We start from the raw sequence: 20,305 nt of genomic DNA, 5'->3' as shown, positions 1-20,305 counted from the left end.
GCCAGCCCGTGCGCGCCACTCCCACTCAGGAGCTGCTCCGCCTCGGCTTCACCGACGCCCGGCGTGCCGAGGGCATGCTGGCCGACCCGGTCCTTGCCGACGTCGTCGCCCGCGCCGAGGACGCCGGCGCACCGTTGCCGGTCGCCCTGTCTCGTGTCGCCGACCCGGACCTCGCGCTCCTCACCCTGCTGCGTCTCCTCGAGGCGTGGTCCGCCGACGACGGCGTGACCGACCTTCCCGCGGTCGTCGCCACGGACGGGACGCACCGCCGTCGGCTGCTCGCCGTCCTCGGCAGCTCCAGCGCCCTCGGCGACATGCTCGTCTCCCGACCCGGGGACGTCGACCTGCTGGCCGACGGCGACGGCACGGGCATCCTCGAGCTCACGGAGCAGGACGAGCGGCACCGCGCCCTCGCGGCCGTCGGCGCGGACCCCGCGGGCCCCGTCCCCGTCGCCACCATCAGCGGCACGGCCGGCGTGGAGGCCCTGCGCCGCTGCTACCGACGCCGGCTCCTCGAGGTGGCGGCCGCGGACCTCACCAGCCCGGACCCACTCGCCGCCTTCCCCGCCGTCGCGGCCGCCCTGTCCGACCTCGCCGCCGCGGCCCTCGAGGCCGCCCTCGCGGTGGCCCGCGCCGACCTGCCGGACCACGGCCGCGGGACCCGGCTCGCCGTCATCGGGATGGGCAAGACGGGAGGTCGGGAGCTCAACTACATCTCCGACGTCGACGTCGTCTACGTCGCCGCCCCCGAGGAGGGGGTGGAGGAGGACGAGGCCGTCGCCGTCGCCACCCGGCTGGCCGGGGCACTCGCCCGCAACGTCAGCGGCGCCGTCGGCTCCGAGCCGCCCCTGTGGCCGGTCGACGCCAACCTGCGCCCCGAGGGCCGGGACGGACCGCTCGTGCGGACGGTGTCCTCGCACGTGGCCTACTACGAGCGCTGGGCCAAGACCTGGGAGTTCCAGGCGCTGCTCAAGGCCCGCCCGATCGCCGGGGACCCAGCGCTCGGCGCCGAGTACGTCTCCGCCGTCGGCCCGTTCGTGTGGGCGGCGGCCGGGCGGGAGAACTTCGTCGAGGACTCCCAGGCGATGCGGCGTCGCGTGGAGGACACCATCCCGGCGGCGGAGGCCGAGAGGCAGCTCAAGCTGGGCCGGGGAGGGCTACGGGACGTCGAGTTCACCGTCCAGCTCCTCCAGCTGGTCCACGGCCGCACCGAGCCGGCGATCCGCACCGCAGGGACGCTGGAGTCCATCGCCTGCCTCGCTGCGACCGGTTACGTCGGCCGGGACGCGGCCACCCGGCTGGACGAGTGCTACCGCTTCCTGCGGGTGCTCGAGCACCGCATGCAGCTGCACCGCCTGCGCCGTACCCACGTCATCCCCACCGACGAGGCGGACCTGCGGCGGCTGGCGCGGGCCCTCCCGGGTGACGGGCTCCACAGCGCCGAGACGCTCGAGCAGCGCGTCCGCGGTGTCCGGCGCGAGGTCCGGGCGCTGCACGAGGACATCTTCTACCGGCCGATGCTGCCCCTCATCGCCCGGCTGAGCCCCGAGGACGCACGGCTCAGCCCGGAGGCGGTGCAGCAGCGGCTCGCGGCGATCGGCTACCGCGACCCGGCCGGCGCCGTGCGTCACCTCGACGCGCTCACTTCCGGCGTCACGCGCACCGCCGCCATCCAGCGGCAGATCCTGCCCGCCATGCTCGGCATGTTCGCGCGCGGCGCGGACCCCGACGGCGGCCTCCTCGCCTTCCGCAAGGTGTCCGAGCGGCTCGGCCGCACCCACTGGTACCTCCAGATGCTCCGGGACTCCGGGCTGGCCGCGCCGCGGCTCAGCTACCTCCTGGCGACGAGCAGGTACGTCTCCGAGGGCCTGGAGGCGCTGCCCGAGGCGGCCGCGTGGCTGGGTGAGGACGAGTCGCTGCGCCCCCGGACGCCCGAGCAGCTCGGCCGGGAGGCCTCGGCCCTGGTCGCACGGCGACCCGACGCGACCGAGGGGGTCCGCGCCGTGCGGTACCTGCGGCGCCGCGAGCTCCTCCGGGCGGCGATCGGGGACGTGCTCGACGGCGTGCGTGACGGCCGCGACCGCACCATCCTCACCGTCGCCGCCGATCAGGCGCTCCAGACCACCCTGGACGTCGCGTTGCGCCTGGCATGTGCCGAGCACGCCCTCGAGGACGCCCCGCTCCGCTTCGGCATCATCGCCATGGGACGGCTGGGCGGGCGGGAGATGGGCTACGGCTCGGACGCCGACGTGCTGTTCGTCCACGAGCCGCGCGCCGGGGTGGCCGACGACGACGCCCAGCCCTTCGCCGTCGCCGTCGCCGGGCACGTGCGCGCCCTCCTCGGTGACACCGGCCCCGAGCCCGCCCTTCCGGTGGACTCGGCCCTGCGGCCCGAGGGCCGCAACGGCCCGATGGTGCGCTCGCTCGCCTCCTACGCCCAGTACTACGAGAGGTGGGCGGAGCCCTGGGAACGGCAGGCGCTGCTGCGGGCCAGACCCGTCGCGGGGGACCCCGACCTGCTCGACCGCTTCGCGGCCCTCATCGACCCGTTCCGCTACTCGCCCGACGGCGTCAGCGAGCGCGAGCTGCGGGAGCTGCGGCGCATCAAGGCCCGGGTCGAGTCGGAGCGGATGCCCCGCGGGGTCCCGGCCAGCCGCCAGCTCAAGCTCGGCCGTGGCGGCCTGTCCGACGTCGAGTGGACGGCCCAGCTGCTCCAGCTCCAGCACGCCGGCCGGGTCCCCGAGCTGCGCACCACCGCGACGGTCGACGCCCTCCACGCGGCGCGGGACGCGGGCCTGCTCGCCGACCGTGACACCGACCGGCTCGTCACCGCCTGGACGCTCGCCTCGCGGGTGCGGGCCGCGATCGCGCTGGCCACCGGCCGGGTCAGCGGCGGGAGGATCGACGTCCTGCCGCACGACCCGGTCCAGCTCGCCGGGGTGGCGCGGCTGCTCGGCTACGGGCCGGGGCAGACGGCGGAGTTCGAGGAGGACTACCTGCGTGCGACTCGGCGGGCGCGTGCCGTGGTGGAGCGCGTCTTCTTCGAGTGAGGTGTCACGTCCACTCCGCGACCCGCCCGGCGTGACGGACCAGCTCGTCGAGGACCTCGAGGTCCAGGGCCGCGGCGGAGGCGAAGGAGATGCTGGCCGAGCCGACCTTGGTCCTGCCCAGCCGCTTGCCGTAGGCCTTGGAGAGGTACGCCCCGTCCTCGGCCGCGTTGACGTAGAGGCTGAGGTAGTTCTGCTGCCGGGCCAGGCCGACGAGGAACCACTCGACGCTCCTGCCACGGGGCCGGGGCTGCACGGTGGCGCCGTACCCGATGATCGACTGCTCCGTGCCGCCCCAGAACACGCCCTGCCACAGCACGCGGGTGGCGCCCGGGAGGGCCGCGGTGATGACGCCGTCGAGGGTCGCGAGCGAGCCGTCCGGGTCGTTGGCGGCGATGAACTCCTCGACGGGGGTGGAGGTGCGGTGCATGGGGGTTGAGTCGGCCATGGCGCCAACCTACTCGGCGCGGACACGGCAGCCGGCCCGCTCCGTTCGCCCGACCTTCGCCCGGCTGGGTCATCATGGATGCATGCGTCTCATCCTCATCCGCCACGGCCAGACCAGCTCGAACGTCGCCGACCTGCTCGACACGGGCGATCCCGGGGCGGACCTCACCGACCTCGGGCGGCAGCAGGCAGCTGCCGTGCCACGGAGCCTGGCCGGGGAGCGGATCGACGTCGTCTACGCCTCCACGCTCGTCCGGACCCAGCAGACGGCCGAGCCGCTGCTCGCCGAGCGTGGCCTGGAGCTGCGCGTGCGAGAGGGCATCCGCGAGATCCGCGCCGGGGACCTCGAGATGCGAGGTGACGAGGAGTCGATCCGCGCGTACGTCGGCACCATCTTCAGCTGGGCGGACGACCCCCGACGTCGGGTCCCGGGCGGGGAGAACGGGCACGAGGTGTGGCAGCGCTACGACGACGTCGTCGCGGAGGCCCACTCCGACGGCGTGGAGACGGCCGTGCTGTTCAGCCACGGCGCCGTCATCCGCTCGTGGACCGCGGTGCGCGCGGAGAACGTCACCGGCGAGCACGCCGCCTACCACCCGATCAGCAACACCGGCGCCGTCATCCTCGAGGGCAGCCCCCGCGAGGGCTGGTGGGCCCACCTGTGGGAGGGCCGGCCGCTCGGCGGGGACAGGGTCGCCGCTCCCGCGACCGACGGCCCCGCCGCCGACCCCGCGCCCGCAGAGGCCGTCCCCAGCGAGCGCTGATGCCCGTCCGCGCCGGGCGTCCCGACGTGCTCACCGTGGATCGCTACCGACCGGCTGACCGGCCGGCGCTGTACGACGTGTGCCTGCGCACGGGCGACTCCGGCGCGGACGCGTCGCACCTGTACGAGGACGGTGACCTGCTCGGGCACGTCTTCCTCGGGGCGTACCTGGCCCTGGAGCCCGGGCTGGCACGAGTGCTGCGCCGCCAGGACGGGTCCGCCGTCGGGTACTGCGTCGCCACGGCCGACACCCGCGCGTTCGAGGAGCGGTGCGAGCACGCGTGGTGGCCCGAGCTGCGCTCCCGCTACGACGCGCCGACGGACGACGACGAGTCGCCCGACGCCGGCATGGCCCGGCTCATCCACCACCCTCCGCGTACCGACGGCCCGTGGCTCCCCGAGTTCCCGGCTCACCTGCACGTCGACCTGCTCCCGGAGGCGCAGGGCGGCGGCCACGGGCGCCGCATCCTCGAGAAGGTTCTCGACGCCGTGGCGCAGACCCGCGCGCCCGGCGTCCACCTCGGGGTGTCCGGCCGCAACGCACGGGCCGTCGGCTTCTACGAGCACCTCGGCTTCGCCGTCCTCGAGCGAGGCCCGGAGGGGATGACGATGGGCATGACGCTGCCGCGGCGATGACGTCGGGTCCGGGCACGCCGCACGGGACCCGGACGGGCGCCGGCGAGATCCCGGCCACCGCAGCATGAGACGGTGAGCCGATGCGCGTGCTCCTTGTCGCCGACACCCACGTCCCCCTGCGGGCGAAGCAGCTGCCCGGCCAGGTGTGGCGAGAGGTCGAGCGCGCGGACGTCGTCGTCCACGCGGGGGACTGGGTCGTGCCCGAGCTGCTCGACGAGCTCGAGGAACGCTCGGCCGCACTGCTCGCCTGCTGGGGCAACAACGACGGCGCGGAGCTGCGCCGTCGTCTTCCGGAGGTCGCCACCACGCAGCTCGAGGGGGTGCGCATCGCTGTGGTGCACGAGACGGGCCAGTCCCGCGGGCGGGACGCACGCGTGCGGGCGGCGTTCCCGGACGCGCAGCTGGTCGTGTTCGGTCACAGCCACATCCCCTGGGACACCACCCATGAGGGGCTCCGGCTCCTCAACCCCGGCTCCCCGACCGACCGGCGGCGTCAGCCGCACTGCACGTACATGACGCTCACGCTGGCGCAGGGTGACGTCTCCGACGTCGAGCTGCACCAGCTGCCGCGGCGATGACCTCACGAGGAAGCGACCCAGCGCCCGGCGCGAGGGACGGCCTCGTGCCGGGCGCTGGGTCGTTGGCGACCGGTCGTGCTAGATGTCGAAGTACATCTCGAACTCCACGCCACTTATGGACGATGGTGGGCGAGCGTTGACTTCCGCGAGATAGCGGGGTTTCGGTTGTTGGATGGCGATGGCGTTGCCGTGGCTCTGGCGGGCTTCTTGCGGACTGAGTGCGGACTCGTGGCGCTGCGTACCGTTTCGCGGCTAGTCGCGACTCACCCATGGGACGATCACACGCATGATTGACACCAAATTCGAGACCGTCATTGACAACCTCCGGCTGGAGGAGGTGGCCCCTCTGGCCCACATCGGCGCAAAGTTAGGGCTCGACACTAGCTTTTTCGGCGAGCAGGGCGGCACCTACTGCATGACTTTCGCAGCCGACGATTGGGATGTCCTGAAGGCGGCAAAGGCAATGCTGGTGATCTACGCCGTGGGTAGCGGCACCGGTAGGGCGCCGACCCTTGACCAGGAGGTCGCTAGCCTCATCGAGCTCAACAAGTTGTCATAGCCGTTGGTTGCGGTCCCCTGGCGAGGGACTGGCCTCCGCCCGCCAGGGGTCCGCGGTCTTAGGCCAGTCCAGACATGCGGCTGAACATGCTGCTCTGGTGTTCGCGCTCGAGGATCTCGTCCTGAGCGACCACGCGCATGCGGTCGGTGATCTGCTCGTCGCCGAGGTAGACGGTGAGGTGGATCGGCGGTAGTTGTGCGGGAGCCTGTGCCGGGGTGATGCCCTGGCCCTCGTTGAGTGCCTGGAGGACGCCGGGGCCGATGCGCTGGGTGGCTTGGGCGTCCATGACGAACTCGCCGGGTGACAGCGGTGTCATCACCATGTCTTCGACGTCGGAGCCGCGGCCGGTGATGTAGCGGCCGGAGGCGGCTCCGGGGACCTGCCCGCCGGAGTTCATCGCGGCGTTGCCGTACTGCTGGATGGCGACGGCGGCGGTGACGGTGCGGCCGTCGATGGTGTTGAGGGTGCGGTCCAGGGCCTCGAGGCGAGACATGGCTTCGCCTGTGTGCAGGACTGCGGTGGTGGAGATCTCGCCGGGGACGAGGCCGTACTCGTCGGCGAGTCGTTCGGCGGCCGCTCGGGTGAGGCCCATCTGTTCGGCCACGCGGATGAACTCGTCCCGTGCCGTCTGGGTCTTGTCCCGCAGCTGGTCGGTGCTGGCGCCCTGCTCGCGGGCTGCCTCGACCATGTCCCAGCCGGCTTCGGCGGTGCCGATGAGGGTCTCGTTGGCCTTCTGTCCTGCGTCTGTGTAGAGGTCCAGGGCGGTGCCGCCGTCGGTGACGGCGTCGGTCTGGGCGCGGGTGGCCTCGGTGGAGGTGTCGATCAGCTCGTTGAGCTCCTCCAGGGCGGTGGCGTTGTCCATGGTCTGCTGAGCCCAGGCGGCGTTGGCCTCGGCGGCGGACATGTTCATGTCGGCCTCCTCCTGGAGCAGGCCGATCTTCTCTTCCATCTGGTCGTTGTAGGCGTGGATGGCTGCCTCGGAGCCCTCCAGTGCTTGGCGGTGCAGCTCCTCGATCTCGACGGCGTTGGCGGTCGCGTCGGTGGCGTCCTCGAGCTTGCCGCGGTAGTCCTGGAGCGCGATGACACCGGCTTCGACGGCGGCGTCCATCGGGTCCATGCCGTCGTCGTGGAGGCGCTGGGCCTCGGCTGTGGCGGAGGCGAGTGCGGCGTCGATCTCACCGAGGGCCAGGGCGGCGTCTTGCGAGGAGCCGGCCATGCCCCTGAACAGGGTCTCGTAGGTCAGGCCGAGTTTCTCGGCGTCCTCGGCGATGACCTCGGCGTTGGTGCGCGAGGCTTCCTGCCAGGGCTCGAACCACGACTTGGGGTCGGCGATCTCGTTGCCGAACTCCCGGAACTGTGCGCCCCAGTCGATCTCGTTGATGTTGCCGCCGGCCTCGTTGATGGCGTCGGCAAGGGCGATGACCTGTTCCTTGACCTCGGCGGCCTTGTCCGCGGACTGCTGGAGGAAGGCCACACCGAGGCCGATGCCGGCGGCGACGAACGCGCCACCGACCATGCCCGCGGGTCCGAGGTCGGCGACGATGCCACCGAACGTGCCCTGGATGCCGTCGAGTAGCCCTTCGAGGGAGCCGTCGAAGGAGGACATGGTCTCGGAGAAGTTCTGCCCGGCTTCTTGCTTGAACGTGTCGGAGGCTCGTTCGCCCTCGTCCATGCCGCGTTTGATGTTGCGGCCCAGGGCGTCGCCGGTCGTCTTGGAGTCTGCGGTGACCTTGTCGAAGGACTGGCGGAACTTCTTCTCGCTGCCGTCGGCGGCCTTCTCCAGGCCCTCCCCGGCGTCCTTGGCGTGGTCCTCGACGCGGTTGAGCTCGCGCTTGGCGGTGTCTTCGACGTCCTTGAGGGCACGTTCGGTGTCCTTGGCGCCGTCCTCGATGCCGTCCTTGAGGCCGTCGCCGGCCTTCTTGCCTGCCTGCTCGCCCTCCTTGGCGACGTCGTCGAGGGAGTCTGCGACCTCGTCCAGGGCGCGGCCGATGTCGTCGGTGCCGCGAATGAACTTGGAGACGTCGGAGACGAAGTCAATCTGGATGCCCTTGCCGGCCATCTCAGGCTCCCTTCTCGGCGGCCTCGTGGTACTTGCGGACGATCATCTGCACCCACAGGGAGACCATGCGGGGGCCGATCTCGGCGAACGCCGGGTAGACGGTGCGGCCCTTGCGGGTGCGTGGCGGCAGGTGGCGCATGGTGCGCCGCTCCACGACGTGGTAGCCGGTGCGGGTGCGGTTCTTGCGCTCATACCTGGAGTAGGCGTTGCGGTCGGCGCCGAACTCCCAGCCGGCGTAATCGACTGCTGGGATGATGCGCTTGCCGTCTCCCACGCCACGCTTGGAGTTGGCGGCGTGCGCACGGGGCGGGTTGCCACCAGCGATGCGCACGCCCTTGTTGAGGACCCGTTCGGACATGATGCTGGTGCCGCCGAGGTTGGCCTGGACTAGGGACTTCCAGACGGGGTTCATCGTCTGTCGGGTGGCCTGGTTGATGTCCTTGCGCAGGTCCCTGTCCGCGGCCTTCATCGCGAGGACGGCGGCCTGGAGCTTGCGACCGTCACCCACTGACAGCATCGCCTCCCACCTCCTTCCAGTCGCCCACGATGGGCTCCTCGAAGCACGGGAGTGTGACGATGGCGGTGAGGTGCTGGTTGGGTACGCCGCCGATCTGGGCGGGGAGGACCATGACCTCGGCCTGCACTGCCCTCGTGCCGTCGTTCTTGTTGGGCACGAATGTGATGGTGCGGGTCTGGGCGGCGTGCTCGAGCAGGTACAGGGTCAGGCTGTCGGGGGTGGTGAGGTCCTGAGCGAAGCCGATGGTCACGGTCCAGGCCACGCCTTCGAACATCGGGGTTGGTGACTGGCACAGCTCGTCCACCCAGGACCAGCGGACCTGGGGGGTGAAGATGACCTGCGAGATCGCCTGGCTGTAGTCGTCCTCGGCGACGGTCAGCGTCGCGTCCTTCAACGTGATGGGCTGTAGTCCGACGACGCTCACCGTCGCCTCCCCTCGGTCTGCTCAGTGGGTCAGGGCGTGGGGTCGGCGAACGAGGGGCGTCCGTCGACGGCAAGGCTCACGCTGGAGGTGGCCAGGTCCGCGCCGGCCGTGCCACCGATGTCACCCGGGGACATGACCAAGGTGGCGGTGACCGTGGGGCCGGCGGCGACGGGGGTGAAGACGACTTCCTTCTTCTCCCCGTCGTGGTCCAGGAGGTAGCGCAGGAGGCCGGTGGGGGCGAGGTCCTGGGCGAAGGCGAGGGTGCAGGACCACTCGGCCTTGGACTGGTCCTTGACGACGTTGCCGCCGATGCCGCGCCACGTGGCCGTGGACGTGGAGGGCGTGAACTGCACCTGGCTGATGGCCGCGGTGTACTCGTCGGCCTCGATGGACAGGGTCGCGTTCTTGAGGGAGTACGGGGTGGTCAGGTCGATGACAGCCATGGTCAGGCTCCTTCGGGTTCAGAGATGGTGGCCACCGCGGTGACCTGGATGTTGTAGCCGTGGAAGGCGTCACCGAGTACGCCGCGGCTGGCTTCGGTCCACTGCACCCAGGTGACGGGCTGTAGTGCGGCGAGGACGTCTTCGAGGGCGTCGTCGAGCTCGTCGTCGGCACGCTCGGGGTCCTGGGGGCCGACGAGGAGCCACACCTCCAGGCCGACCGCGACGCGGGTGGGGCCGAACTCCTCGCGCCGCTGGATGGACTGCTGCCACACCGCGACGGTGGGGCGCGTGATACCCGACGGCATGAGCGCCGATCCGGTGACCCGGTAGCCGGCGGGCAGGTTCGCCTTGAGGTCGGCGACGAGGCGGGTGCGTGCACTCATCTGGCCACGCCCCAGGTCGGGGCGAGGTACTGGCGGGTGTACCAGTCCAGCGGCACCTTCTGCCCTGCCGCGGCGACGACGGCAGTGTGCCGGTCGGTCGCAAGCTGGAGCCGAGCATCGCTGACGTGCTTGGTGCCCACGTGGGCCTTGATCTGCCGCTGGGCGACCTTACGGGCGTCAAACGGCTCAGGGGTCTCCTGGGGGCCGTCCAGCGGGCTCTGGTCGGTGGTCTTGCGCCTGGGGCTCATCGGACGCTCAGCCGTCCCTTCTTGGGGCGTAGGAGATTTCGGACAACCCAGTCCATCGGAAACACGGTGACGGTGAAGCCCTCGGCGCCGATCTGGTTGTTGTCGCCTGCGAGCGCCGAGCGGTACAGGGCGCGTGCCTGCATGGCCTGGGCCAGACGCCAGTTCTCCGGCACCACAGCGGCCTCGTCCAGCGCGGGCGCGTACTCCTCGCACTGGACGCGGGCGGAGGTGAGCAGCCCCTCGACGTCGTAGTCCTCGAGGTACGGCGCGTCAGGCCAGTACGCCTGCAATTCGGTCACTGTCAGCCACCCAAGGGCCATGGCTGCTCACCTCCTCCCGTCGCTGTCGTGAGGGTCAGACCCCGGCCGTGACGAGGGCCAGGCCCTCGGCGTCGTGGACGTTGACGGCGTAGTAGCCGAAGACGCCCTCGTCGATGCCGCCCTTGGCGATGTCCTGGGCCTCGACGCGGATGGGTGCGCCGCCGCCGAGCTCGTGGACGGTGACGCTGTCCTTGGCTCCGACGAGGGTGCTGCCGGCGGTGAGGGCCGCGGAGGGGACCACCCGGAACGTGGACACGGTGCCCTCGTCCAGGCCCAGGGCCGCGTTGAGGTAGGCCAGGGTGTCCTCGTTGCGGGTGAGCATGACCTCGCGCCAGATGTCGGCGGCGACGACCGCGAAGGACGGGACGGTGTCGGTGGCGGTGAGGACCGCGAGGGCGCCGTCGACGATGGACGTCATGCCGGGCGACACGTCGGTGGGAACGGTGCCGCGGGTCACCGGGGTGGCCGCGGCGAGGATGTCGGCGAGGACCTGGGCGTCGGAGACCTTGGCGTAGGACTCGGTCATCGCGGCGAAGTAGGCGGAGAAGAACGCCTCGTCGTTGAAGTCCCGGTACTTGCGGTCGATGTCGTGCGCGCCTGCGATGCGCTCGGCGTCGATGTCCACCTGCTCGGTGGAGACCGGGTTGGAGGGCACGTCGGTCTTGTTGCCGGCGTAGGGCGCGACCTCGGGCTTGTTGACCCAGCGCCAGCCCTTCACCTTGTAGGAGGTGAGGTCGGCGTGGTTGAACAGCGGGATGATCTTGCGCTGGTAGGCGCGGCCGTTCCACAGCTCCCCGACGTACTGCGGGACCTCGGTGCCGGGGGTGTTGGCCGGGACGATGTCGGAGAGCGCGGCGAGCATGCGGCGCTCCCCACCCTCCCGGTGCGCGGTGGCGAGCATCCGGAACAGCTCGTTCGGGTGCTGGACCTTGGTCTCGGTGCGGGACGCGGCGAGTCCCCCGACGGGGGCCGTTGCGGTCGCGGTGCTGTCGGCCATGGTGGCCTCCTCCTGGGTCTCGGGCTCGTCGCCCTCGGTGTTGTCCTCGATCACGTCGAGGGCGGTCTGTAGTGCGTCCTTCACCGCGTCCGTGGCGGCCTCGGGGAGTTCCCCGACGTCGGCGGCCACGAGCTGGGCGGAGGGGAACGCGGGCGCCACCACGGCGGCGGCACCGGACAGGACGCCGGCCATGAGCTGGCCGGAGCGGGTGACGATGTCGTCGACCTCCACCGAGACACCGGCTCGCAGGCCCTCGGCTGCCTCCTCCAGGAGGTCGTCCCCGGCCCGGGTGCGGGCCACGCGGAACGTGGCCTCCAGGCCCGTGTCGGTCTCGCTGATGGCCACGCCCTTGCCCACGGGCCGGGTGCGGTCGTGCTCGAGGTTCAGCGTCAGGGCGGACGGGTCGTCGGGGACCTTCACGGCGCCCTTCGACGCGGTCAGGCGGCCCATGTTCGTCCGGCCGGTCTCCCCGTAGGGCAGCAGCCGGTAGGTCAGCGTGCGGTCCTCCACCGAGGCGGTCAGCAGCGTGCCTGCCGCCTTCATGGTCGTGGTGCTCATCGTGGCTCCTAGTCCTCGTGTGCCGGACCCTGGACCGGCTGGGTCGGGGTGGACAGGTACTCGACGTCGAACGCGGTACGGGTGCCCGCGGGCACGACGTCATCCATGGACAGGCGCGCCTCCACCGGGGTCGCCCAGAACGCCAGGGACAGGTCGACGAGCTCGTTGCGGCTGGTCTCCTTGGTGGAGTACGTCAGCGACGCGGTCGCCGTCGACCCCTCGAGGAGCGCGGCGGGCAGGTTGAGGAAGTTGGCGAAGTCCAGACGCGAGGCGTTGCGGCCCTCGACGTACAGGTCGGTCTTCACGTCGCCGAGGACCTTGGCCTCGATCTCGGCCGGCGTCAGCGCGGTGCCGCCACGCTTGCGGGCCTCCTCCCACTGCGCGACGAGGGCGTCCTGCTCGTCGTCGGTGAGGTTCGCGTTCGGGTCGGTGATGTGCAGCTCGAGCATCGGGATAGGTGTCTCCACGCGCTGGGACCACGCCCGCGACATGTTCCGCGCCGCACGGATGTCGTCGGCGCCGATCTCCAGGAGCCCGTCCTGCGGTCCCTCGATGAGGATGACTTCCTCCGAGGACACGGGCTTGCCGTTGACGAGGATGCGCAGGTCCGGGTCTACCTCCCACCACTCAGGGGGGACACGTGCCGCGTCGAGGATGCGGTCGCGGGTGCCGCGCTGCACAGCCCACAGGGAGGAGCCCTTGAAGATCAGGTCGTCCAGCGTCCACAGCATCCGGGTCCGCGGGGAGACCGCGGTGTCGGTGCGGTACATCCACACGTCGGGGTCGACCATGGCGTCACCGCGGAACTTGGCCAGCGGCTGCCGCGACAGGGTCCCGCAGATGAGGGCGCGGCCCTTGGCCACGGCCGGGACCTTCATCGCCTCGGCGCGGGTCACCGTCTTGACGTCACCGCCGAAGATGTCGGAGAACGCGATCTTCGTCAGCTGGGTGGTCTGCCACGGTGAGGCGATCGTGGTGACAGGATCGGAGGAGGGCGCGTGGGTGCGGGCGACGTCACGGGCGAACCGGAATGCGTCCCACAGAGCCATGCGCCCTCCTACGGATTGACCACCCTCACCACTGCATAATCATACCGCGTAGTGCATATCTATGCGAGGACCCGGGGTGTGTCACGACGCCAGGGAGGAACGGATCGCCAGCGGCCGGCGCTCCGGCGTGGAGTCGAACTCCCACAGCGCCAGGGACGCGGCCACCAGCGGGGAGATGTCGTTCGCCGACGCCTTGCGGGCGAAGTACCGACCGCCCTCGCCCTGCCGCCACGCCGCGCCCTCAGCAGCCGACGTGAGCGAGCCCTGACCGAAGTGCCGCAGTTCCCCGTCGGCGAGTGCCGAGACGATGCGCTGGGCCGCGGCCTGCGCCTCCTTGGCGGTTCCCGGCACCAGCTTCACACCGCGCAGTCGGGCGATCTCCTCCGCCGGCCCGTGGTTCGCGCCGATGCTGTCGTACCTCACCGGCACCCTGTACGTGCGGGCCAGCCGGTGCACGAACCGCGCCAGCCACGACACGCCCTGTCGATGCTCCAGGACCCCGACGTATGCCAGGCCCTCACCATCACGCCACGCCGCGAGAACGGCCGCCGAGGACCCATCCGGGGCACAGTCGAACGCGAGGGCGAACCGCTCCGGGCGCGGCACCTCCGGGACCTCGCCGGCGGCCCACGCCTCCATGTCGATCGCCGAGGACGACGCATCGAAGGGGAACCGGCACAGGTACTCCCGTTCGAACGTCGGCAGGTCCATCTTCCGGAACCGCTGCTGCATCTTCGCCATCGTCGTCAGCGTCCCGATCCCCGGGTGCACCCGCCGCAAGACGTCCTCGTTCAGCACCGCCGGTCCGTCCGGACCATCGGGGTACAGCACGCTCTCCTCATCGTCACGGATCGCGTACTCCACGATGCCCGTGCCCGGCTCCCCTGCCCTGCCCTCCTCGAGCGTGTCCCACAGCAGACCCGCCCGGGTCTTCGCCGGCGTGCCCACGATGATCGCCTGCCCCAGCGGACGGGTGTCCAGCAACGGCAGCGCGCCAGCCAGGAGGTCCTCCGACTTCACCGGGTCGAGCTCGCCCGCCTCGTCGAACAGCATCGCGTCCGCGGCCTCCTGCCGGAACGCATCCGCACGCGGCGGCACCACCCACAGCAGCGACCCGTTGGAGAACTCCAGCGCCTCGTCGCCATTGGCCCACCGGATGTTCCCCGTCCCATCCTCGAAGCCACGGCCCTCCAAGACGCGCGCCATCTCCCGGAACTTCCGCCGCGCCCGCGTGCCATCCTGCGCTGTCGTGACCACCCGGTAGTCCGGGATCGTCGCACACCTGCCGATGAGCGTGGCCCAGATCGTCGTAGTCTTCGCGGCACGCCGCGGGACCAGGCCGGCCACCGTCGGGTACATCGGCATGCCATCCACGTCCCGCGCTTCAAGCACCCCCGCCAGGACCTCACCCTGCGGAAGCAGGTCGAAGCCGATCATGCGCGAGCCAACGCGAGCAGCCTCAAGGTCCACTTCAGCGGGTGTCGGGGACAGGTGCGTCGGCTCAGCCACGGCAACCGCCACGGAGGGGGAGAAAGAGAGGGGACGACGAGCGCGGACTGTCCCAGCGATTCAAAAACGGTCGGGTCACCATTTCAATCTCCGTTCTTCGAGGCGGCGGGTGGCGACGGGCTCGCGTCTGCTGTTGGTGATCGCGGCTCCGGTCTTGCCGCCTGCGCTGGTATTGCAGCGAGCGTGAGATACCCACTGGTTCGCTACGCCGTGGTCTCCTCCCATGGCGCGGTCGATGATGTGTTCGACGTGCCAGTTGTGTTCGGGCAGGACGGGCTTGCCGCAGCGGTAGCAGGGCAAGGGCAGGCGGGCGCTCCAGTGGGCGCGTGCGGCACGGACAGTGGTGCCGGCCCATCGCTTACCCATCAGCTCGCCTTCCGCTCTGCTCGGCGGGTTGCGCGGTAGTGCTTCTCGCACAGTGACCGGGCCTTGACTGGGGCGCCACAGTCGGGCACCTGGCAGCCTGTTGCGTGTGCGTAGGCCCGTGCCTGCCACGTGCCGGCGGCGATGCCCTCTCGGCGTGCCCGGTCGTAGTGCTGCTTGCACCAGCCGCGGGAGTAGGCGACGAGGGGGCAGTCGTCCTCGCTGCATGTGGCGGCACCGTCGGCTCGGCCCCAGTGCTTCATGTGCTGGCGGTAGTGGCGGTCGCAGTAGCCGCGCTTGCCGGTGGCGGCGTGGGTCATGCACCCGGGTTCGATGCAGTAGATGGACTCGGTGGTGTAGCTGGGTCCGCCGTGTTCGGCGATGTGGCGTTCGGCCCTGTCGAGCTGCTCGGTGAGGTGGAGCATGCGGAAGTAGACATGCTCGGGGTCCCCGGTGAAGAGGTCGTGGCCGTGTAGCCGTACAGGTAGCCAGTCGTCGCCGTTGTCCTCGGTGAGGCGCTCGAGGGACTGCTGACCGTGATGGGCGGCCTGGGCCTCCTCGGACTTGCCCACCATGTCTCGGAAGTGGAAGCGGGCTTGGTCCTTGAGGGAGACGGTGAGCCAGGTGCGCCACCGTCGGGTGAGGTCGTCGGCTGGGACGGGATCGGAAGGTGCCCAGGTTTGGGCGAGTTCGACGGCGCGGACGATGAGCCAGTCCTCGAGGTCGGCGCGTAGGGATACGTCGTGGTGGGCGGCGTAGTACTTGGCGCCGACGATGCGGAACACCATGTTGCAGACGTCGAGGGTGGCGTGGGCGAGCTCGTCGCCCCAGGTGAGGAGCTGCTGTCGGGCCTCTTCGGCCGTGAGGGGCTGGGGGCTGGTGTAGTCCTCGATCAGTTCGTCAAGGGTCCGGGTGCTGTGTCGGCGGCTCATTCGGGCTCCTTGAACTGGATGTCGCAGACTCGGCAGCGGAAGGTCGTCGGGAGGCTGTTGCCGCACTGGGTGCAGCTGTACCCGGTGCTCTCGTCGTCGAGGAGGCCGATGGGGAAGGAGTCGTACTGGGTGCCGATCTCGCAGGCCTTGAGGTACTCGCTGAAGGTCCTGTTCCAGTCCTTGCGTTTTTCGTGTGCCATCTGGAGTGTGAACTCGTCGGTCGCGTCGGACAGGTCGACGCCGAGGTTCTCTGCCTGGACGAGGTGGCTGTGAGTGGGGTGCCAGGAGTTGGGTAGTCCGATGGGTGTCGCGGTCGCGGCGTAAGCCGTGACCGAAGTAGAAGATGATGAAGGACCTGATGTAAGGACCTGATGGGGGGGCACTGGGTGTACCCCTTCGGCTGCACCGGATGTACCCCTTGGGTGCATGGGATGTACCCCTTCGACCTCGTATTCGGTGAGTCCTCCGTGAGTGCTCACTGAGCCGTCACTGTCCAGGCCGCCGGAAGGGGGCCACTGGATGTCCCCCTTGGGAAGGGTGACGGCGTAGACGTTCGCCGCTCCCTTCCGCACCTGGTTGCCGCCGGCCTCGACGAGAATCAGATAGCCCTTGTCGATCAGTGACGTGGCGGCTCTCTTGATGGTGCGAAGATCGAGGTGCGTGTCGGCGACGAGTCGCGTCCAGCCCGGGTGCGCGTTCTGCATGTGCCTGTCGGTGTAGGTCGCCAGGGTTGAGAGCACCATGTACTCGGTGGGCGTCAGGTCGGCGCCGCGTAGAGCCTTCTGCCAACCCAGCTTTGTCATCGTGGCCATGAGGTGACCGCCTTGCTGATCTCGTCGAGGTCGATGTGGACCGCGCCGTCGTCGTCGGCGTGCTCTGCGATCCATTGGGCGACTAGGAGTTCGTCGTGTCCGAGTCGCGGGTCGGCGGCTACTGCCGCGAGCCACTGTTTCCGCGCTCGTGACAGCAGCCGCCTCTCCGCTCGGTTCACGCCGCGGCCTCCTCGGGGGCTGGGATGCCCTGCCAGACGCGGCAGACGCCGCCTGAGCGGGTTGGCCTGCGGGACTGGTGGTAGCCGATGGGCTGGATGAGTCCTGACGTGTAGGCGGCTCGGAAGAGGGCGCCCCAGCGTGCGGGGTGGTCGGGGTCGGGGACGCCGAGCTCGGTGATGTCGAAGGCGTCGAACGGCTGACCTGACTGTGCCCACCAGCGGAGGGCGCGTTCGGCGCTGTCACGCCACCAGTCGTCGGCGTTCTCTTGGACGGTGCCGAGGTCCTTGGTCGTTGCCATGGTCACCGTCCCCGGTTCGCTTGACGGTCTAGCTTGAGCAGGGCGACTTCGTAGGCCCGTTCGTGGTCGTCTGCGCAGCGGGGGCAGCGGCTGGGGGAGATGGTGCCGCCGTCTACGCGGCAGTACTTCCCGTCGAGCGTGCGGATGTGCTGCGGACGGCCTATGAAGGCGTAGGGACGTGTCATCGGTGGCCTCCTGCGTGTGAGTGGAGTGCGAGTGCCCAGACGATGAGGCTGCCGACGATGAGGTTGGAGCCGAGCTGGCCTTGGACGAGGGACGCGGCCTCGAGGTTCGTGGCGCCGTTGTTGAACACGAAACCGGCGACGAGCATGAGCCCGCCGAGGACCCACAGCGCGATCGTGGAGCGGTTCATCGGGCGCCCTCCTGCTCGATGAGCGCCTGCTTCTCCTGCTCGATGAGATCCTGCTCGATGAGCTCGAGGGCGGACTCGATCGCGGCAACGACTCTGCGTGCTTTGTCCGGGCCAGCGTTCTGCATGTTGAAGTAGATCGCCGGCTCCCGGTCGTCGTCGCCGGCCCCGGGTCCGGTGTGGGACTCGAGCGTCAGGTTCGTGGTGTCCCATCGCTCAAGCAGCGGGTGCCAGGTCTTGGTGATCTCGAACTTCCGCATGTGCTTGGTCACGTAAGGGGTGATCTCCCAGCAGTCTTCGCACCAGGAGGGGCACTGGATCTGCGCGCTCATCGACCCTTCTCCTGTCCGTCGATCAGTTCGGCGTGTTCGAGGAGCCGGGTGGCGAGCTTCCGGGCGACGGACGGGGTGAGCAGCGCCCGGTTCGCGGAGTCGGTGTCGATCTCCAGGACGACGAACGGACCGCGGTGAAGCGGGTCCTCGTCCGCGTCGGTCTGCTCGGCGAGCACGTAGGCGATCCGCTCTTCCGTGTGCTCGTAGGTGCGCACGCCGTGCACAGGGACGGAGAGCGTCCAATGGCACCGCCACACGTCGGGCGTACCCTCGTCGTGGATGTCGGCTCCGGCGGCCCAGGGCGGCGCGGTGGGCGTGTGGGCGGTCTGCGATAGGGTGGACATGACTTCTGCTCCTTCTTGAGGGTTGGGGTTGTGGTCGTTGCCCTCGGGTCCGTTGCCGCGGATTCCGGGGGCGTTCTCATGGCCGCGCAGCGTGTTGCGGGCGTCCGCCTTAGACGGGAAGCCGCCGAAGGTGACGGCCCCGCAGTCGGGGTGCTCGCACGCGGCCGCGTAGCCGTTGCCACGCTCGAACGTGACGATCCTGTGGGCGGTCATGGTCAAACCGCCCGCTCGTACTGGCGCTGAAGCCAGTTCTCGACGTCGTCCTCGGAGTAGACGACGCGCCGGCCGAGCTTGAACGACCTCGGCCCTTCGCTGCCGTTGTGGCGCCACCACCTCAGGGTGGCCTCAGGGACTCGGATGCGCTCCGAGACCTCCCTGATGGTCAAGATCTTCATCGCCTCGCTCCCAACTGTCGGTTTCGTGTTTGCGTGCCAACACGAGAACGGTAGCACACGGATCGTGTTGGCGGGCAGTGCTGAAATGTGGGAGTGTTGGCCCGTGGCAGAAGATCTGGAGTTCGCGGAGTCGGATGATGAGCGCTTCGCAGCGAACGTCCGCCGTCTCCGCGAGCGTCAAGGGTGGAGTCAGGCCGAGCTGGCGAAGCGGCTGCGGGAGGCTGGCTACGACCAGTTCCACGCGACAACGATCTCCCGCATCGAAAACGGCGAGCGGGGCGTTCGGCTCAGCGAGGCGCGGGCGATCTCCGTGATACTCGGTACGGCTTTGAGCGTCATGCTGGAGCCCTCGGGTGACGCCAAGGCCATCCAGGACTTCGTCGACACGTGGCAACGGTTCGTGAGAGCCCGGCAGCGCCTGGCTGCCGCCACCCTCGACTTCAACGACGCAAGGTCGTTGCTGCGTGACCAGTTGCGCGAGATATCTCCCGTGGTCGACCGCGGCATCGAGTGGTTCGATCCGGAAGCTGGCTCCGCCCTACACGACAAGATCGAGACGATCGGGAAAGTGCTCGAGGTAAGCGCCGAATCGGTCGTCCGCGATGCTCAGGAAGAAGAGTACGGCGAGGGGGCCGGCGAGTAGATGGCGTCAATCCAGAAGCGCCCTAACGGCAAGTGGCGTGCCCGCTACCGGGATGCTGCTGGCAAGGAGCACGCCCGCCACTTCTCGCGCAAGATCGATGCGCAGAGGTGGTTGGACGAGGTCACCGCTGACGTCGTGACGGGCCGGTACGTCGACCCGCGGACTGCGCGTATGACGTTCTCGGAGTGGGCGGAGACGTGGCTGCGTGGCTATGAGGGGAAGCGGCCGTCGACGGTGCGGCAGGCGCGGGTGCATCTGCGGCTGCTCGAGGCGGAGTTCGGGGACATGCCGCTGGCGTCAATCAGGCCCTCGCACGTGAAGGCGTGGACAGCGAAGCTCGCGAGCGACGGGCGTGCCCCGTCCTATGTATACGCGGTGTACCGGCGTCTGGCGCAGGTGATGGGCGACGCTGCCCATGACGGCATCATCCCGCGGTCGCCGTGTTCGAGGCGGACGTCCCCGCAGCAGGGCGAGCAGCGGCCCTACGTGGCCACTGAGGCGCAGGTGTGGGCGCTTCACGACTCGATGCCCGCACACCTGGCGCCGGCCGTCCTGCTGGGCGCCTTCGCTGGTCTGCGGGTGTCTGAGGCCGCGGGCCTGCGAGTGACTGACATCGACTTCATGCGGGGGACGGTGACGCCTGCGGTGCAGCACGGGGACGCGCCGTTGAAGACGAAGGCGTCAGCGGCGTCTGTGCCGATCCCTCAGGACCTCGCGCTGATGCTCGCAGCGAGCGTGGAGCGGGCGACGGACTTGGCGGGGGACAGGGCCACGCACGTCGTGACGAACGAGCTCGGGCGCCCGACGTCGCCATGGGCGATTGAGAGGGCTATCCGGGCCGTCCGTGAGTCGGTGCCTGGGTTGCCCGTGGGCTTCCGGCACCACGACTTGAGGCACTTCTACGCCTCGACGCTGATCGATGCTGGCCTGTCGGTGAAGGTGGTGCAGTCGTGCCTGCGGCACAAGTCCGCGACGACGACGCTGAACACTTACGGGCACATGTTCCCTGACGCGGACGAGTCCGCACGAGCGGCCATCGCTGCGGCGTTGACTGCTCGTGCGGACTCTGTGCGGACTGAGGCCGCTACCTAGTCCGTTG

The 20,305-nt window shown here is 70.0% G+C and carries 27 protein-coding genes; 7 read left to right on the top strand and 20 right to left on the bottom strand.

Features of this window, described 5'->3' with window-relative positions; translation table 11 throughout:
- Positions 1-8: 8 nt before the first annotated feature.
- On the top strand, positions 9-3,050 hold the full coding sequence (locus tag VR894_RS08815; protein WP_324651009.1) for a bifunctional [glutamine synthetase] adenylyltransferase/[glutamine synthetase]-adenylyl-L-tyrosine phosphorylase: 3,042 nt from the start codon (positions 9-11) through the stop codon (positions 3,048-3,050).
- Between the two features lie 4 nt (positions 3,051-3,054).
- Here VR894_RS08815 and VR894_RS08810 read toward each other — a convergent pair whose 3' ends face one another.
- Positions 3,055-3,495: a hypothetical protein gene (locus VR894_RS08810; RefSeq protein ID WP_324651008.1), complete on the bottom strand. Its 441-nt coding sequence runs from the start codon at positions 3,493-3,495 to the stop codon at positions 3,055-3,057.
- Positions 3,496-3,577: 82 nt separating this feature from the next.
- Between VR894_RS08810 and VR894_RS08805 the strand changes: the two genes are divergently transcribed.
- The 4 genes from VR894_RS08805 to VR894_RS08790 all read left to right on the top strand — a co-directional run bounded on the left by VR894_RS08805 (position 3,578) and on the right by VR894_RS08790 (position 6,030).
- On the top strand, positions 3,578-4,258 hold the full coding sequence (locus VR894_RS08805) for a histidine phosphatase family protein (protein WP_324651007.1): 681 nt from the start codon (positions 3,578-3,580) through the stop codon (positions 4,256-4,258).
- Positions 4,258-4,893, top strand: coding sequence for a GNAT family N-acetyltransferase (locus VR894_RS08800; RefSeq protein WP_324651006.1), 636 nt, complete (start codon positions 4,258-4,260; stop codon positions 4,891-4,893). The genes VR894_RS08805 and VR894_RS08800 overlap by 1 nt, the downstream gene beginning before the upstream one ends.
- An 80-nt stretch (positions 4,894-4,973) precedes the next feature.
- The gene (locus tag VR894_RS08795; RefSeq protein WP_324651005.1) at positions 4,974-5,471 is read left to right on the top strand and encodes a metallophosphoesterase; all 498 of its coding nucleotides are present in this window, start codon (positions 4,974-4,976) and stop codon (positions 5,469-5,471) included.
- A gap of 286 nt (positions 5,472-5,757) precedes the next feature.
- On the top strand, positions 5,758-6,030 hold the full coding sequence (locus VR894_RS08790; protein WP_324651004.1) for a hypothetical protein: 273 nt from the start codon (positions 5,758-5,760) through the stop codon (positions 6,028-6,030).
- 58 nt (positions 6,031-6,088) lie between these two features.
- Here the strand turns inward: VR894_RS08790 and VR894_RS08785 are convergent, their stop codons facing one another.
- From VR894_RS08785 to VR894_RS08695, 19 genes are all read right to left on the bottom strand, one after another.
- The gene (locus tag VR894_RS08785; RefSeq protein WP_324651003.1) at positions 6,089-8,089 is read right to left on the bottom strand and encodes a hypothetical protein; all 2,001 of its coding nucleotides are present in this window, start codon (positions 8,087-8,089) and stop codon (positions 6,089-6,091) included.
- 1 nt (position 8,090) lies between these two features.
- The gene (locus VR894_RS08780) at positions 8,091-8,606 is read right to left on the bottom strand and encodes a hypothetical protein (protein WP_324651002.1); all 516 of its coding nucleotides are present in this window, start codon (positions 8,604-8,606) and stop codon (positions 8,091-8,093) included.
- A complete protein-coding gene (locus VR894_RS08775; protein WP_324651001.1) occupies positions 8,590-9,030 on the bottom strand; it encodes a hypothetical protein in 441 nt (146 codons plus the stop codon). Before VR894_RS08775 ends, VR894_RS08780 begins: the two co-directional genes overlap by 17 nt.
- A gap of 29 nt (positions 9,031-9,059) precedes the next feature.
- Positions 9,060-9,473, bottom strand: coding sequence for a hypothetical protein (locus VR894_RS08770; protein WP_324651000.1), 414 nt, complete (start codon positions 9,471-9,473; stop codon positions 9,060-9,062).
- A 2-nt stretch (positions 9,474-9,475) separates the two neighbouring features.
- Complete coding sequence (locus VR894_RS08765; protein WP_324650999.1) at positions 9,476-9,856, bottom strand: hypothetical protein; 381 nt, start codon at positions 9,854-9,856, stop codon at positions 9,476-9,478.
- Complete coding sequence (locus VR894_RS08760; protein WP_324650998.1) at positions 9,853-10,104, bottom strand: hypothetical protein; 252 nt, start codon at positions 10,102-10,104, stop codon at positions 9,853-9,855. Before VR894_RS08760 ends, VR894_RS08765 begins: the two co-directional genes overlap by 4 nt.
- A complete protein-coding gene (locus tag VR894_RS08755) occupies positions 10,101-10,403 on the bottom strand; it encodes a hypothetical protein (protein WP_324650997.1) in 303 nt (100 codons plus the stop codon). The genes VR894_RS08760 and VR894_RS08755 overlap by 4 nt, the downstream gene beginning before the upstream one ends.
- A gap of 55 nt (positions 10,404-10,458) precedes the next feature.
- Positions 10,459-11,979 (bottom strand): hypothetical protein, encoded by a 1,521-nt coding sequence (locus tag VR894_RS08750; RefSeq protein WP_324650996.1) that lies wholly within the window; start codon positions 11,977-11,979, stop codon positions 10,459-10,461.
- Between the two features lie 8 nt (positions 11,980-11,987).
- Positions 11,988-13,028 (bottom strand): phage portal protein, encoded by a 1,041-nt coding sequence (locus VR894_RS08745; RefSeq protein ID WP_324650995.1) that lies wholly within the window; start codon positions 13,026-13,028, stop codon positions 11,988-11,990.
- 81 nt (positions 13,029-13,109) lie between these two features.
- Positions 13,110-14,465 (bottom strand): hypothetical protein, encoded by a 1,356-nt coding sequence (locus VR894_RS08740; RefSeq protein WP_324650994.1) that lies wholly within the window; start codon positions 14,463-14,465, stop codon positions 13,110-13,112.
- A 147-nt stretch (positions 14,466-14,612) separates the two neighbouring features.
- Complete coding sequence (locus tag VR894_RS08735) at positions 14,613-14,903, bottom strand: HNH endonuclease (protein ID WP_324650993.1); 291 nt, start codon at positions 14,901-14,903, stop codon at positions 14,613-14,615.
- The gene (locus tag VR894_RS08730) at positions 14,903-15,832 is read right to left on the bottom strand and encodes a hypothetical protein (RefSeq protein ID WP_324650992.1); all 930 of its coding nucleotides are present in this window, start codon (positions 15,830-15,832) and stop codon (positions 14,903-14,905) included. Before VR894_RS08730 ends, VR894_RS08735 begins: the two co-directional genes overlap by 1 nt.
- On the bottom strand, positions 15,829-16,644 hold the full coding sequence (locus tag VR894_RS08725; protein ID WP_324650991.1) for a helix-turn-helix domain-containing protein: 816 nt from the start codon (positions 16,642-16,644) through the stop codon (positions 15,829-15,831). The genes VR894_RS08730 and VR894_RS08725 overlap by 4 nt, the downstream gene beginning before the upstream one ends.
- Positions 16,632-16,823 carry a hypothetical protein gene (locus VR894_RS08720; RefSeq protein ID WP_324650990.1) on the bottom strand — a complete coding sequence of 64 codons (192 nt, stop codon included), beginning with the start codon at positions 16,821-16,823 and terminating at the stop codon, positions 16,632-16,634. The genes VR894_RS08725 and VR894_RS08720 overlap by 13 nt, the downstream gene beginning before the upstream one ends.
- On the bottom strand, positions 16,820-17,122 hold the full coding sequence (locus VR894_RS08715; RefSeq protein ID WP_324650989.1) for a hypothetical protein: 303 nt from the start codon (positions 17,120-17,122) through the stop codon (positions 16,820-16,822). The genes VR894_RS08720 and VR894_RS08715 overlap by 4 nt, the downstream gene beginning before the upstream one ends.
- Positions 17,123-17,303: 181 nt before the next feature.
- Entirely contained in the window at positions 17,304-17,495 is a 192-nt protein-coding gene (locus VR894_RS08710; RefSeq protein ID WP_324650988.1) for a hypothetical protein, read from the bottom strand.
- Complete coding sequence (locus tag VR894_RS08705; RefSeq protein ID WP_324650987.1) at positions 17,492-17,824, bottom strand: hypothetical protein; 333 nt, start codon at positions 17,822-17,824, stop codon at positions 17,492-17,494. Before VR894_RS08705 ends, VR894_RS08710 begins: the two co-directional genes overlap by 4 nt.
- On the bottom strand, positions 17,821-18,381 hold the full coding sequence (locus tag VR894_RS08700) for a DUF6907 domain-containing protein (RefSeq protein WP_324650986.1): 561 nt from the start codon (positions 18,379-18,381) through the stop codon (positions 17,821-17,823). Before VR894_RS08700 ends, VR894_RS08705 begins: the two co-directional genes overlap by 4 nt.
- Positions 18,382-18,383: 2 nt before the next feature.
- Positions 18,384-18,563, bottom strand: a complete 180-nt coding sequence (locus VR894_RS08695) for a helix-turn-helix domain-containing protein (protein ID WP_324650985.1) — start codon at positions 18,561-18,563, stop codon at positions 18,384-18,386.
- Between the two features lie 103 nt (positions 18,564-18,666).
- Here VR894_RS08695 and VR894_RS08690 point away from each other — a divergent pair, with 103 nt between their 5' ends.
- Both VR894_RS08690 and VR894_RS08685 read left to right on the top strand, forming a co-directional pair.
- Positions 18,667-19,206: a helix-turn-helix transcriptional regulator gene (locus tag VR894_RS08690; protein WP_324650984.1), complete on the top strand. Its 540-nt coding sequence runs from the start codon at positions 18,667-18,669 to the stop codon at positions 19,204-19,206.
- Complete coding sequence (locus VR894_RS08685) at positions 19,207-20,298, top strand: tyrosine-type recombinase/integrase (RefSeq protein ID WP_324650983.1); 1,092 nt, start codon at positions 19,207-19,209, stop codon at positions 20,296-20,298. It begins immediately after the preceding gene.
- Positions 20,299-20,305: the final 7 nt, after the last annotated feature.

It is taken from the genome of Georgenia sp. H159, assembly GCF_035607575.1.
Classification (GTDB): Bacteria; Actinomycetota; Actinomycetes; order Actinomycetales; family Actinomycetaceae; genus Oceanitalea.
This window is presented reverse-complemented; position numbering and strand designations above follow the sequence as displayed.